Here is a 12,956-nt window from a genome sequence, read left to right as displayed (position 1 = left end):
GGGCGGCGGGCCCCCGCCGATGGGCCGCAGACCGCCGCCGTGCAGGGCCGCCGCCGTCTCAGCCGCGGGCCGCCGTCGCCTCAGCCGCCGCCGTCTTCTTCTCCGGCGCCGCGCCGGAGGTCTTCCGGTGTACCGGCCGGCCCGCCCGCACCAGTACCAGCACCAGGGCGCCCGCCACCGTCCCGGCCAGGCCCGCCACCACCAGCGCGCCGTCGAGCCCCGAGGCGAACGCGGCGCGCAGGGTGTGCTCGGGGAACGCGCCGCGCAGCGCTCCGGCACCGCCGCCGGCCAGCGCCCGCGCCGCGCCGTCCGGCAGCCGGCCGGTCATCCGCGAGGTGAGCACGGTGCCGAAGACGGCCACCCCGAGTGCGTACCCCAGCTGCCGGACCGTGTTCACCGCACCGCCCGCCATCCCGGACCGCTCCGCCGGCACCGCCGCCAGCGCCGCCCCGGCCACCGTCGGCGCCACGAACCCGGTGCCCACGCCGACCAGCACGAAGCCGGGCACCAGCGCCGTCCAGTCCGAGCCCGCGTCCAGCACCGCCTGGCACAGGGTGCCCGAGGCGATCAGCAGCAGCCCGCCGCCCACGGTCAGCCAGGCCGGCACCCCGTGCAGCAGCCGGCCGACCAGCACCGCGACCACCATGGAGACCGCCGTCAGCGGCAGCAGTGTCAGTCCGGCGCGCACCGGCGACATGCCGAGCAGCGTCTGCATCCATATCGACAGATAGGCGATCCCGCCGAACGCCACCCCGTTGAAGGCGAACGCGCCCAGCATCGTCCCGACGAACGCCGGGCGGCGCAGCAGCGACAGATCCAGCAGCGGATGCGCCGCCCGCCGCTCCACCAGCACGAACGCCGCGAGGGCGAGCGCGGCCGCGGCGAACGCGGTCAGCGTGGCGGGCGCCGTCCAGCCGTCCTCACCGGCGCGCACGACGGCATAGGTCGCCCCGCCAGCGAACAGCGCGAAGGACGCCGTACCCGCCCAGTCGACCCGCATCCCGCGCGGCCCGCGCGACTCGGGGACCGCCCGCAGCGTCAGCCACACCGCCACGACGCTCACCGGCAGGTTCACATAGAAGATCCACCGCCAGCCCGGCCCCTCCGCGATCAGCCCGCCCAGCACCGGCCCCACCGCCGCCGCGCCACCGCTGACCGCACCCCACACACCGAGCGCGGCGGAGCGCTGCCGCCCCTGGTAGACGGAGGCCAGCAACGGCAGGGTGGTCGCGAACATCGCCGCTCCGCCGATGCCCTGCAGCGCCCGCGCCGCCACCAGCAGCTCCGGCCCCGACGCCAGCCCGCACAGCAGGCTGGCCGCCGCGAACAGGGCCACGCCTATCACGTGCACGCGGCGCCGCCCGAGGATGTCGGCCGCGGCGCCCGCCCCGAGCAGCAGCGCGGCCAGTGCCAGCGCGTACCCGTCGACCACCCACTGCAGATCGCCCAGCGAGGCGTGCAGCGAGCCCGCCATGTCCGGTAGCGCCACCACCACGATGGTCACATCCAGCAACAGCATGAACGTGCCCAGGCACACGGCCGTGAGCGTCCCCCAGCTACGCATGTCCTCAACTCCCCTGTACGAACGGGCTGCGTATCGCTGCGTACGATGACCCTGTGACGGCCGATCGGGCGTCACGGGAAGCCGTGTGCGACGGAATCCGACGGGGGACGCCATGCTGCGGATGGAATCCGACACCTTTGATCTGCTGGACCTGCAGCTGCTGTCCGCCCTGGAGGTCGACGGCCGGGCCCCCTTCAGCCGGATCGCCGACGTCCTCGGCGTCTCCGACCGGACGATCGCCCGCCGCTACCGCCGCCTGTGCGCCGAGGGCGGCCTCCGTGTCGTCGTCCTCCGCGACGCCGTACGCCTCGGCCAGGACCAGTGGATGCTGCGGCTGCGCTGTGCGCCCGACGGCGCCGCCGTCATCGCCGACGCGCTCGCCCGGCGCCCCGACACCCACTGGATAGGGCTGGTCTCCGGCGGCACGGAGATCGCCTGCATCACCCGGCCGCGCAGCCCCGGCGACCACGACGACCTGCTGCTCGGCAAACTGCCCCGTACCCCGAGCGTCGTCGAGATCCGCGCCCTGCAGCTCCTGCACCGCTTCTACGGCGGCCCGGTCGGCTGGCTGCCCAAGTTCCGGGCGCTCCGCGAGGAGCAGATCGCCGCCCTGCGCCCCGACCTGCCCGAGCCCGGCCCGGCCCGCCTGGAGCCCGACGACGCCCCGCTGCTCGCCGCCCTCGAACGCGACGGCCGCGCCACCTACCCCGAACTCCAGCGCGCCACCGGCCGCTCCGAGTCCGCGGTCAAGCGCCGCCTGGCCGCCCTGATCGCCTCCGGCGCGGTGTACGTCGACATCGAGTACGACTGCGGGATCCTCGGCTACCCCCGGGCGGCCATCCTGTGGATCACCACGGCCCCGGGCGCCCTGGACTCCGTCGGCCGGACCCTCGCCACCCACGACGAGATCGCCTTCGCGTCCGCCACCGCCGGCCCCTCCCACATCGTCGTCACCGCCGTGGTCCGTGACACCGCGGCCCTGTACGCCTACCTGAGCGGACCCCTGGGCCGTCTGGAGGGGGTCCAGCACGTGGAGGCGACCCCCTTCCTGCGCCGGGTCAAGCAGCTGACCTACCGCCCGGGGCGGTGAGCGGCCGGCCCGGTGTCGGGGGCGCCCGGGGCCCGCCGGTCTCAGCCGCCGCTCCGCCGCAGCCGCTCTCCTCCCGCCAGGACCGCCGCCGCCAGCGCGTTGGCGGCCCCCTCGGCCGGGCCCCGGTTGCGGCCGTGGACCAGCACGAAGTCGACCTTGCCCAGATCGGGGAGGGCGGCGCGCTCGGGCAGCCGGAGCAGGCCCGGCGGGATCAGCCGCCGGGAGTGGGCCATCACCCCGAGGCCGGCGCGGGCCGCGGCGATCAGCCCGTTCAGGCTGCCGCTCGTGCACGCGATCCGCCACTCACGGCCCTGCCGCTCCAGGACCTCCAGCGCGCGGGCCCGGGTGATCCCCGGCGGCGGGTACACGATGAGCGGAACAGGTCGGTCCGGATCCAGCCGGAGCCGTTCGGCGCCGATCCACACGAGGTCGTCGCGCCAGACCAGCTCACCGCGGGGATCCTCCGGGCGCCGCTTGGCCAGCACCAGGTCGAGCTTCCCGGCGGCCAGCCGCTCGTGCAGGGTGCCGGACAGCTCCACCGTCAGTTCCAAGTCGACCTCGGGGTGGTCGTAGCGGAAGCCTTCCAGGATCTCCGGCAGCCGGGTCAGGACGAAGTCCTCCGAGGCGCCGAACCGCAGCCTGCCCCGCACGCGCGTGCCGGTGAAGAACGCCGTCGCCTGCTCGTGCACCTCCAGCATCCGGCGGGCGAAGCCCAGCATCGCCTCGCCGTCCTCGGTCAGCTCCACCGAATGGGTGTCCCGGGAGAACAGCTGCCGGCCGACCGCGTCCTCCAGCCTGCGCACATGCTGGCTCACCGTGGACTGGCGCAGTCCCAGCCGCCGGGCGGCCTGCGTGAAGCTCAGCGTCTGGGCGACCGCCAGGAAGGTGCGCAGCTGCGTCGGCTCGTACACACGCCCGAGCCTAGCGGGTCATCATGGAACGTGATGGCAGTCAGAGCGGTGTGCGGGATTCCCGATCGGCAGCCCGCGGAGGACGATGGAAGGGGCCCCCACGGCCCCGGACCGTACGACGCACACAGCAATCGGAGCACCGTGAAACGCCTGCGCTGGCCGAGTTGGATGCCGATCGACCCGTACATCGTGGTGCTGCTCGGGACGGTGGGTCTCGCCGCGCTGCTCCCGGCCCGGGGTACGGCGGCCGACGTCGCCTCGGGCGCCTCCACGGCCGCGATCGCCTTCCTCTTCTTCCTCTACGGCGCCCGGCTGTCCACCCGGGAGGCGCTGGACGGACTGAAGCACTGGCGGCTCCACAGCACCGTCCTGATCTGCACCTTCGTCCTCTTCCCGGTGTTCGGGCTCGCCGCGCGCGGGCTGGTGCCCGCCCTGCTGACCCAGCCCCTCTACCAGGGCCTGCTGTTCCTGACGCTGGTGCCGTCCACGATCCAGTCGTCCATCGCGTTCACCTCGATCGCCCGCGGCAACGTGCCCGCGGCGATCTGCGCCGGGTCCTTCTCCTCCCTGGTCGGCATCGTCGTCACACCGCTGCTCGCGGCCGTCCTGCTCGGCGGCGACGACGTCGGGTTCTCCACGGACTCGCTGGTGAAGATCGTGCTCCAGCTGCTGGTGCCGTTCCTCGCCGGTCAGGTGCTGCGGCGCTGGATCGGCTCCTTCGTCACCCGGCACAAGAAGGTTCTCGGCCTCGTCGACCGGGGCTCCATCCTGCTGGTCGTCTACACCGCCTTCAGCGAGGGCATGAACCAGGGCATCTGGCACCAGGTCAGTCCCGTGCGGCTGGCCGGGCTGCTCGGCGTCGAGGCCGTCCTGCTGGCCGTGATGCTGGTCCTGACCTGGTACGGCGCCAGGGCGCTCGGCTTCGGCCGGGAGGACCGGATCGCCATCCAGTTCGCCGGGTCGAAGAAATCCCTCGCCTCCGGGCTGCCGATGGCGAGCGTCCTCTTCGCCGGCCATGCCTCCCTGGCCGTCCTGCCGCTGATGCTCTTCCACCAGATGCAGCTGATGGTGTGCGCGGTCATCGCCAAGCGGCGGGCCCGCGATCCGGAGGCGGCTCCGGACGCGCCGGAGGAGACGGCGGACGCGTCCGGGGGGACGGGGAACCCGTCCGAGGGGTCAGCCGCGCACCCGGTCCAGGGGCAGCCACAGGACCGTGTCCTGCGGTGACCGCAGCACGTCCGGGTCCGTCAGCTCCTCGTCGGTGAGCGCCCGGTCCCACACCCGCACCTCGTCCAGCGCGCCGGTGAGCGAGGCGCGGCTGTCCAGGCGCTGACCCACGTGGACGCCGAAGGGCGAGTTACGGCTGACCGAGCCCGGCACGTCCGCCGCCGAGGTCTCCGTACCGTCGACGGACAGCGCCAGCCGCCCGCCGCCCCGGCGGAGCACGGCGTGGTGCCACCGGCCGTCGTTGTACGCGGAGGCCGTGCGCACGGACGCGGTCCGCGGTGCGGCGGCCCCGTTCCGCACGGTGATCAGCGCCTGGACGCGACTGCTCGCCGGCTCCCCGCGCAGCCACACCTGCGGCTGGCTGCTGCCGATCCCGCCCATCCACAGGAACGGCTGCTCCCCGGCCGCCGCCGTGTACCGGAACCACAGCGACACCGTGAAGTCCGCCGTGCCCAGGGGGAGCCCGGAACGGTACGGCAGGCGGACGGCGTCGGCGGTGCCGTCGAACTCCAGCGCGCCGCCGGACACCCCGTCCGTCTCCTCCGGGTCGCCGAGCACCGCCGCCGGGCGGGCGTGCCGGGCGAGGTCGGGGGTGACCGGATCGGGGCCCCGGCGGGGCGCCAGCCAGTCCTCGGTGAAGCGGGCGAAGCGGATCTCGTCGCGGGCGTCCACCGCCCCGCCCTCGTACAGCAGGCCGATCGTGGCCGAGCCGATCCGCACCAGGTCGGAGTAGCCGGACCAGTCCGTGGTGACGACGGTGCCCCGGTCCACGCTGTCCCAGGTCCGGCCGCCGTCGTAGGAGGAGCGGATCATCATCGTGCGGCGCCGGTCGGGGTCGCCCGGGCAGGCGAGCAGGATGCGGTCGCCCAGCCGCAGCATCGAACCCTGCACCTGCGGCGTGTACAGGTCCGGCAGGTCGCGGAAGGGCGCGGTGAAGCCGGTGCCGCCGTCGCGGCTGACCGCCTGGGTGCGGTGCCCGAGGTCGGTGCCGTCCTGTTCCCGGCCGCTGACCAGGACCGAGCCGTCGGTCCGTTCGGTGAGGGTGAGTTCGGAGGGCTTCTGCCGGAAGGTTCCGTCGTCGGCGATGGGCCAGGTGTCGGTGGCGCCGATCCGCCAGTGGCCGCCGTGGTCGTCGCTGACGATCAGGGCCGCGTGGTTGGCGGAGATCCTGCTGCCGTCCCAGGTCTCGGTGTTGACCCCGAAGACCAGGCGTCCCGCGTAGCGGCCGTGGGTGAGCTGGATGCCGTGCACGGGCCCGGTGGCGTACCAGGAGTTCCAGTCGGCGGGCAGGATCTCGGGGCTCAGATCGCGCGGCGGGGACCAGGTGCCGCCGTCGTCGTCGCTGTACTGCAGATGCGGGGTGCGGTCGCAGGGGACCGGGCAGCCGGCGCTGTCCGTACGGCCGGTGTTGTACGTCTCCGCGAGCCAGACACGGCCGGTGGAGCGGTCGACGACCGGGGCCGGGTTGCCGTGGGTGTCGCCGGCGCCCTCGTTGACCACCTGGAGCGGACCCCAGGTGCGGCCGCCGTCGGTGGAGCGTTTGAGCACGATGTCGATGTCGGCCGCGTCCCCGCAGTTGAGGACGCGGCCCTCGGCGAACGCCAGCAGCGTGCCCTCGGTGGTCCGGACGACCGCCGGGATGCGGAAGCACGCGTACCCGGGGTCCTGGGAGGCCTTGAACAGCACCTGCTGTTCGAACTGCGGGGATCCGGCCGCCGGTCCGGCGTGTGCCGGGTGGGCGGGGACGAACGGTGCGAGCAGACCGGCCGTGGCGACGGCGGCAGCGGCGAGAACGGATCTGAGACGGGCGCGAAGACATGACGGCACGGTGCGACCTGCCCTTCATCGGCCGGACATCTGGTCATCCGGACATCCCACGTCCAACGTGCGTCCCATCGACGGTAGTTGGGGGGTGCGCGGCTCACAAGAAGCGTGCAGTCACGGGCGCAGGACGACCTTTCCGAGGTTGGTCCGGCCGGTGACCGCCGCGTGGGCCGCCGCCACGTCCTCCAGGGCGAACTCCCCGTGCACGGCGGGCTTCAGCGCGCCCTCGGCGAACAGCTGCCACAGCTCCTGCCGCCACCGCTCGTACAGCTCCGGCCGGCCGCGGGCGATCAGCGCCATCTGGAAGCCGATCACCGACTTGGCGCCCACCAGCAGGTCGTACGCCCGGACCGTGCCGCCGCCCGAGCTGTAGGCGACCAGGCGGCCGTGCGGGGCGAGTGCGGCGAGGGCGGGGGTGAGCAGGTCGCCGCCGACGGCGTCCAGGACGCAGTCCACGGGCTCTCCCCAGTCGTCGTCGCCGTAGAGGACGCAGTCGTCCGCCCCCAGGGAGCGGACGAAGTCCGCCTTGTCCGGCCCCGACACGGCCCCCAGCACCCGCCCGGCGCCCCGGGCCCGCGCCAGCTGCACCGCGAGATGCCCGACGCCGCTCGCCGCGGACGTGACGAGGACCGACTCTCCCGGTGCGAGGCGCGCCGCGTCCAGCGCCCCGAGCGCCACCAGCCCGCTGCGCACCAGCGCGATCGCGGTCACGGCGTCGGCGTCGTCCGGCACCGGCGTGGTCATGGTCTCGTGCAACACGGCGAACTCGGCGTACCCGTACCCGAAGCACAGTCCGGCCACCCGGTCGCCGGCGCGGAAGCGGGTCACACCCGGGCCGGCCGCCACCACCTCGCCAGCGATCTCACCGCCCAGCGGGACCGGCTCCGCTGCCTCGGTCACCTTGCGGACCATCGGCAGGGTGACGCCGACGGCCTCGCAGCGCACCAGCAGTTCCCCGGGGCCGGGCGCGGGGACGGGGGCCTCCTCCAGGAACAGGGGGCCACCGGTGGACTCGTACCGGACACGACGCATCGAAACCTCCAGGGGCCGGGTGTGCCCGGCCCGCCGATCGTTGGGAACACCCATGAATTCGTTGGGAGCCCCAACGGTAGGGGAAGGTCGTTGGGAAGTCCAATGATTCTTCGGCTAGGCTGCCGCCATGGACGAAGCACCCCTGCTCGCGATCCGTTCCCTGCCCAGCTGGCTCCTCGGCCGGGCCGCCGCGCGGGGCCGCGCCCTGGTCGCCGACGCGCTCGCGGCCGAGGGGCTCAAGATGTGGCACCACGTCGTCCTCTCCGCCGTCCACGACCTCGCCCCGGTCGCCCAGGCCGACCTCGGCCGCAGCGTGAGCCTCGACCCCAAGGACGTGGTCGGCATCCTCAACGCCCTCCAGTCCGCCGGCCTGGTCGACCGTGCCCCCGACCCCCGCGACCGGCGCAAGAACGCCGTCACCCTCACCGACGACGGCGCCCGTCTCCTCGGGCGCTGCGAGGAAGCCGCCCGCGAGGCCAACGACCGGCTGCTCGCCCCGCTGTCGGCCGCCGAACGCGATCAGTTCACGGGCCTGTTGATCCGGATTTCCGGCACGGACGGCTGACGGCGGCTAACGTTCCGTCATGACCGCAGCTCCCGTACTCGATCCGCAGCGCACCGCCCTCGTCCTCGTCGACCTGATGGACCGCATCGTCGCGCTGCCCCTGGAACCCCGCAAGGGCACCGAAGCGCTGGCGAACTCCCAGGAGTTGGCGACCGCCTTCCGCCGGGCCGGCGCCCTCGTCGTGCTGGTGCGCGTCGAGCGTCCCGCCGTCGCCGAACAGCCGCCCGGCAGCGGACTGGTGGCCGGCCTGCGCGAGGACGGCGACCTGGAGGTGGTCAAGCGGACACTCGGCGCCTTCCAGGGCACCGGTCTGGACGAGCGGCTGCGGGAACGCGGCATCACCACCCTGGTCCTCGGCGGCATCGCCACCAACCTCGGTGTGGAGTCCACCGCCCGCGCCGCCGCCGACCTCGGCTACGACCTCGTCTTCGCCGAGGACACCATGGCCGCGTTCACCGCCGCCGAGCACGAGGCCTCGGTACGGCTGGACTTCCCGAGGCTGGGCACGGTGACGACAGCGGCCGGCCTCACCTTCGCCTGACCCGCCCCGAGGGACGAACAGGAGGCGCTCCCGGCCGGGCCCCCCGCCGCCCTGCCGCGGGGGCGTCAGCCCTGGGCGGCCGCCTCCCGCAGGGCGATCCGGTGCTCGCCCGCGTACACGTTCATCGAGCTGCCCCGCAGGAAGCCCACCAGGGTCAGACCGGTCTCCGCGGCCAGGTCCACCGCCAGCGACGACGGCGCCGACACTGCCGCGAGCACCGGTATGCCCGCCATGACCGCCTTCTGCGCCAGCTCGAAGGAGGCCCGGCCGGAGACCATGAGGATGGTCCGGGACAGCGGCAGCGCGTCGTCCCGCAGCGCCCGCCCGACCAGTTTGTCGACCGCGTTGTGCCGGCCCACGTCCTCCCGGGTGTCCAGCAGCTCGCCGTCCTCGTCGAACAGGGCCGCCGCGTGCAGGCCACCGGTCCGGTCGAAGACCCGCTGGGCCGCGCGCAGCCGGTCGGGGAGGGCCGCCAGCAGCCCGGGGGTGAGCCGGAGCGGGGGAGTGTCGGCGATCGGCCAGCGCGCGGTCGTCCGTACGGCGTCCAGGCTCGCCTTGCCGCACAGTCCGCACGAGGACGAGGTGTAGACGTTCCGCTCCAGGGTGAAGTCCGGGAGGGCGACACCGGGCGTGGTGCTCACGTCGACCACGTTGTAGGTGTTCGCCCCGTCCGCCGTCGCCCCCGCGCAGTAGACGATGTTCCGCAGGTCGGACGCGGAGCCCAGCACACCCTCGCTCACCAGGAATCCCGCCGCCAGCGCGAAGTCGTCGCCGGGGGTGCGCATGGTGATCGCGAGCGGCTTGCCGTTCAGCCGGATCTCCAGGGGTTCCTCGGCGACGAGCGTGTCCGGCCGGGTGGAGACCGCCCCGTCCCGGATGCGCAGGACCTTGCGTCGTTCCGTGACTCGTCCCATGTTCTGATCAGCCCCGGTTCTCTACGTGCTGGCAGCCGAAACGGCCCTTGATGCGGAAGTCGCCGTGGATCACCGGGTCGTCGTGCGGCGAGGTGACCCACACGCTCTCATTGTCCTGCACATGGAGCGCGCGGCCGCAGCCCACCCCACGGTGGGAGCGGGGCCGGGGCCCGGCCGCCCGAGCCGCGGTCCGGCGGCGGGTACGGGGACGGGGCGGGGCACGGCCCCACTCCGGCCCCGGCGGACGTCGAGGTGCGGATACGCGGACGTCCGAGGGTCTGACAGGAGCCGACAAACCCGGCGCGCGATTCCTGTGGCATCACCTGCCGCCGTACCCGTCGGTCACTGACCAGACTGAGGACCCGCTACGCACGGCAACGAGGGGACCCCCCGCATGAACGGCACGCGCATCGCCGCCATCGGTCACTACCAGCCCGCCCAGGTGCTCACCAACGACGAGCTGGCGGACATGGTCGACACCAGTGACGAGTGGATCCGCAGCCGGGTGGGCATCCTGACCCGGCACATCGCCGGCCCCGACGAGCCCGTGGACGAGCTGGCCGCGCACGCGGCCGCCAAGGCCCTCGCCTCGGCCGGCCTCACCCCCGGTGACATCGACCTGGTCCTCGTCGCCACCTCCACCGCCATCGACCGCTCCCCGAACACCGCCGCCCGGGTCGCGGCCCGGCTCGGCATCCCGCAGCCCGCCGCGATGGACGTCAACGTCGTCTGCGCCGGGTTCACCCACGCCCTGGCGACGGCCGACCACACCCTCCGGGCCGGCGCGGCCACCCGGGCCCTGGTCATCGGCGCCGACAAGATGTCCGACGTCACCGACTGGAGCGACCGCACCACGTGCGTCCTCGTCGGCGACGGGGCCGGGGCCGCCGTGGTCGAGTCGTGCGGCCCGCGGGAGGACCCGGGCATCGGGCCGGTGCTGTGGGGATCGGTGCCGGAGATGGGGCACGCGGTACGGATCGAGGGCACCCCGCCTCGGTTCGCGCAGGAGGGGCAGAGCGTGTACCGCTGGGCCACCACCCGGCTGCCGGCCATCGCCCGCCGGGTCTGCGAGAAGGCCGGGGTGGCGCCCGAGGACCTCGCCGGGGTCGTCCTGCACCAGGCCAACCTGCGGATCATCGAGCCGCTGGCCGAGAAGCTCGGCGCCGTCAACGCGGTGATCGCCCGCGATGTCGCGGAGTCCGGCAACACCTCGGCCGCCAGCGTCCCGCTCGCCTTCTCCAAGCTGGTCGAAAAGGGAGCGCTCAGCACCGGCGATCCGGTGCTGCTGTTCGGGTTCGGCGGCAACCTGTCGTACGCCGGGCAGGTCGTGCGCTGCCCCTGAAGCGCCCAGGGACGCCCGGCCGTACGCCGCCGGGCCGCCGCCGGGCGCTCGACCGCGGCCTGCCGCCCGATTTCCGGGCTTCCGCGCACCCCCGCCCCGGATCCCGTGCACCGTGGGAGACGAAGGACATCGACACCGGGCGTCCGGCGGCCACGCGTGCGGACCCGCCCAGGAGGGACCGCGATGCTGCCGACCGGACTGCCGCGGGGGGCCGTGCCCGGACTGGAACGGCCCGGGCCGCTGCGCGAGCGTGTGTACGAGGCGCTGCTGGAACTCATCACCACCCGCGCCCTGCGGCCCGGTCAGCACCTCGTCGAGAGCGAACTCGCCGGGCACCTCGGGGTCTCCCGGCAGCCCGTGCGCGAGGCACTGCAGCGGCTCAACACCGAGGGCTGGGTCGATCTGCGGCCCGCCCAGGGCGCGTTCGTGCACGAGCCGACCGAGACGGAGGCCGACCAGCTGCTCTCGGTCCGCACCCTGCTGGAGGCCGAGGCGGCCCGGCTGGCCGCCGCCCACGCCGACAGCGCCGGCATCGCCGTCCTGGAGGAGCTGTGCGCCGAGGGTGAGAAGGCGGTCGCGGCCGAGGACGTGGAACGCGCGGTCGCCCTCGACGCGGCCTTCCACGCCAAGGTGGCGGAAATGGCCGGCAACACGGTTCTCGCCCGGCTCGCGGCCCAGGTCGACCGCCGCGCGCGCTGGTGCTGCACCCCGGTGGCCCGCCGGCGCGGCCGTCAGTCCTGGATCGAACACCGAGAGCTGATCACCGCGATCGCCGCCCGTGACGAGCGGCGCGCCACCGGGCTGATGCGTGAGCACACCGAGCACACCCGGCGGTCCCGCCACGGGCGCGGCGCGGCCTGAGCGGCGTTCGCCGGACACCGGAGCGAAGCGGTCCCCCTTACGCCAGGTGCACGGAATCTCGCGGTCCGTGGGCCGGGGGCGGCGTGGCGGCCGGTCCGGCCCCGGGCGCCACCCACGGGGCGGATACGCAGGTGAAACGCACTCCGAAACCTTGGTATTGTTGTCCATGTCGCCGCGGGGAACACCCGGTCGGGCGACAGACACCTGGTCCGGGTGGCGGAATGGCAGACGCGCTAGCTTGAGGTGCTAGTGCCCTTTATCGGGCGTGGGGGTTCAAGTCCCCCCTCGGACACCAGTAGAGACCCCAGTTGATCTGGGGTTTTTCTGTTTCTCCGGCTGTGGCGTGACCAACCACGTGACCAACAGCCGAGCGAACTTCCTGGTCAGAGCCAGGGATGACAGGCCGATACGGGCAGCGCTGGAAGCGGCCAGCTTCTTCGCCCCCTCGGCGCGACGCCTGCCGTACCGCGCCATGGTGTAGCCCGGCGAGTGGTGCCGGGCGTTGGCCGAGACCTCTACCGGGTTCTCGTGGTTGTCGAGATCGTTCGTGATCTTCGATGCCCGCCAGTCGTGCAGCCGGAAGTTCTCCGGCAGGTGCAGACGGTTGCGTGCCGTCCGCCAGCGGGCCGACACCTTCTCGGGGTCCTGTGGTCCGCCCGCCTCACCCCGGTACAGCTTGAAGCCGTCGCGGGCGGACACAAGGTCATGGTCCACCCAGAGATCCCCGAGGCGTTCCCGCTCCGCGTCCTGGCGTTCCTTCTGCCACTTCAGGACGTTCATCAGGGCTTGGTCTACGTAGATGATCGCGTTGTCGTCGCCGTCCTTGGTGGGCTTCCGCAGCCGGTAGGTGTTGCCCTCTTCGACCACGACCCAGGCCAGTTCGATGGCGCACTCATCCCAGTGGATGAACGACCACTTCCACCCCAGCACTTCACTGCGGCGGCATGAGGTGGCCGCGTAGGCGGTCCACAGCGGGGCGTCCCGAAGACAGTGGTGGGTCCGCCCGTCGTCGCACGCCCGGTTGCCGCACGGCTCCCATACCTCCTTGTACCGGCACATCGGTGAGAGCGCCTGAGACAGGCGCA

12 protein-coding genes, 1 tRNA gene and 1 pseudogene are annotated in these 12,956 nt (G+C 73.5%); 7 read left to right on the top strand and 7 right to left on the bottom strand.

The genetic code is table 11. The features are described 5' to 3' along the window. Window positions 1–58 precede the first annotated feature (58 nt). Entirely contained in the window at window positions 59–1,564 is a 1,506-nt protein-coding gene (locus FHS34_RS25480) for an MFS transporter (RefSeq protein WP_184969393.1), read from the bottom strand. Window positions 1,565–1,676: 112 nt separating this feature from the next. Between FHS34_RS25480 and FHS34_RS25475 the strand changes: the two genes are divergently transcribed. After that, the gene (locus tag FHS34_RS25475) at window positions 1,677–2,654 is read left to right on the top strand and encodes an Lrp/AsnC family transcriptional regulator (RefSeq protein ID WP_184969391.1); all 978 of its coding nucleotides are present in this window, start codon (window positions 1,677–1,679) and stop codon (window positions 2,652–2,654) included. A gap of 41 nt (window positions 2,655–2,695) precedes the next feature. Here FHS34_RS25475 and FHS34_RS25470 read toward each other — a convergent pair whose 3' ends face one another. Continuing rightward, window positions 2,696–3,565 (bottom strand): LysR substrate-binding domain-containing protein, encoded by an 870-nt coding sequence (locus tag FHS34_RS25470; protein ID WP_184969390.1) that lies wholly within the window; start codon window positions 3,563–3,565, stop codon window positions 2,696–2,698. A gap of 141 nt (window positions 3,566–3,706) precedes the next feature. Here FHS34_RS25470 and FHS34_RS25465 point away from each other — a divergent pair, with 141 nt between their 5' ends. Further along, complete coding sequence (locus FHS34_RS25465) at window positions 3,707–4,792, top strand: bile acid:sodium symporter family protein (protein ID WP_372478616.1); 1,086 nt, start codon at window positions 3,707–3,709, stop codon at window positions 4,790–4,792. On the opposite strand, the gene FHS34_RS25460 is transcribed toward FHS34_RS25465, so the two are convergent. Continuing rightward, window positions 4,742–6,619, bottom strand: coding sequence for an exo-alpha-sialidase (locus FHS34_RS25460; protein ID WP_184969388.1), 1,878 nt, complete (start codon window positions 6,617–6,619; stop codon window positions 4,742–4,744). The two genes, FHS34_RS25465 and FHS34_RS25460, sit on opposite strands and share 51 nt — an antisense overlap. A gap of 111 nt (window positions 6,620–6,730) precedes the next feature. Then, the gene (locus FHS34_RS25455) at window positions 6,731–7,648 is read right to left on the bottom strand and encodes a quinone oxidoreductase family protein (protein ID WP_184969386.1); all 918 of its coding nucleotides are present in this window, start codon (window positions 7,646–7,648) and stop codon (window positions 6,731–6,733) included. A 127-nt stretch (window positions 7,649–7,775) separates the two neighbouring features. Here FHS34_RS25455 and FHS34_RS25450 point away from each other — a divergent pair, with 127 nt between their 5' ends. Continuing rightward, window positions 7,776–8,213: a MarR family winged helix-turn-helix transcriptional regulator gene (locus tag FHS34_RS25450; protein ID WP_184969384.1), complete on the top strand. Its 438-nt coding sequence runs from the start codon at window positions 7,776–7,778 to the stop codon at window positions 8,211–8,213. A 19-nt stretch (window positions 8,214–8,232) separates the two neighbouring features. Then, the gene (locus FHS34_RS25445; RefSeq protein WP_184969382.1) at window positions 8,233–8,754 is read left to right on the top strand and encodes an isochorismatase family protein; all 522 of its coding nucleotides are present in this window, start codon (window positions 8,233–8,235) and stop codon (window positions 8,752–8,754) included. 65 nt (window positions 8,755–8,819) lie between these two features. Here the strand turns inward: FHS34_RS25445 and fdhD are convergent, their stop codons facing one another. Continuing rightward, on the bottom strand, window positions 8,820–9,668 hold the full coding sequence (fdhD, locus tag FHS34_RS25440; RefSeq protein WP_184969381.1) for a formate dehydrogenase accessory sulfurtransferase FdhD: 849 nt from the start codon (window positions 9,666–9,668) through the stop codon (window positions 8,820–8,822). A 7-nt stretch (window positions 9,669–9,675) separates the two neighbouring features. Next, a pseudogene (locus tag FHS34_RS42710) lies at window positions 9,676–9,816 on the bottom strand (2Fe-2S iron-sulfur cluster-binding protein); the annotation flags it as partial. A 246-nt stretch (window positions 9,817–10,062) separates the two neighbouring features. Between FHS34_RS42710 and FHS34_RS25430 the strand changes: the two are divergent. From FHS34_RS25430 to FHS34_RS25420, 3 genes are all read left to right on the top strand, one after another. Continuing rightward, complete coding sequence (locus FHS34_RS25430; protein ID WP_184969377.1) at window positions 10,063–11,010, top strand: beta-ketoacyl-ACP synthase III; 948 nt, start codon at window positions 10,063–10,065, stop codon at window positions 11,008–11,010. A gap of 183 nt (window positions 11,011–11,193) precedes the next feature. Next, window positions 11,194–11,871 (top strand): GntR family transcriptional regulator, encoded by a 678-nt coding sequence (locus tag FHS34_RS25425; RefSeq protein WP_184969376.1) that lies wholly within the window; start codon window positions 11,194–11,196, stop codon window positions 11,869–11,871. Window positions 11,872–12,078: 207 nt separating this feature from the next. Beyond that, window positions 12,079–12,166 (top strand) — tRNA-Leu (locus FHS34_RS25420). Here the strand turns inward: FHS34_RS25420 and FHS34_RS42705 are convergent. Next, entirely contained in the window at window positions 12,145–12,930 is a 786-nt protein-coding gene (locus FHS34_RS42705) for a site-specific integrase (RefSeq protein WP_225817731.1), read from the bottom strand. The genes FHS34_RS25420 and FHS34_RS42705 overlap by 22 nt on opposite strands. Window positions 12,931–12,956 lie beyond the last annotated feature (26 nt).

Source organism: Streptomyces echinatus (assembly GCF_014203595.1).
Taxonomy (GTDB): Bacteria; Actinomycetota; Actinomycetes; order Streptomycetales; family Streptomycetaceae; genus Streptomyces; species Streptomyces echinatus.
The sequence above is the reverse complement of the archived record's forward strand: the minus strand, read 5'-3'. Positions and strand labels throughout refer to the sequence as shown.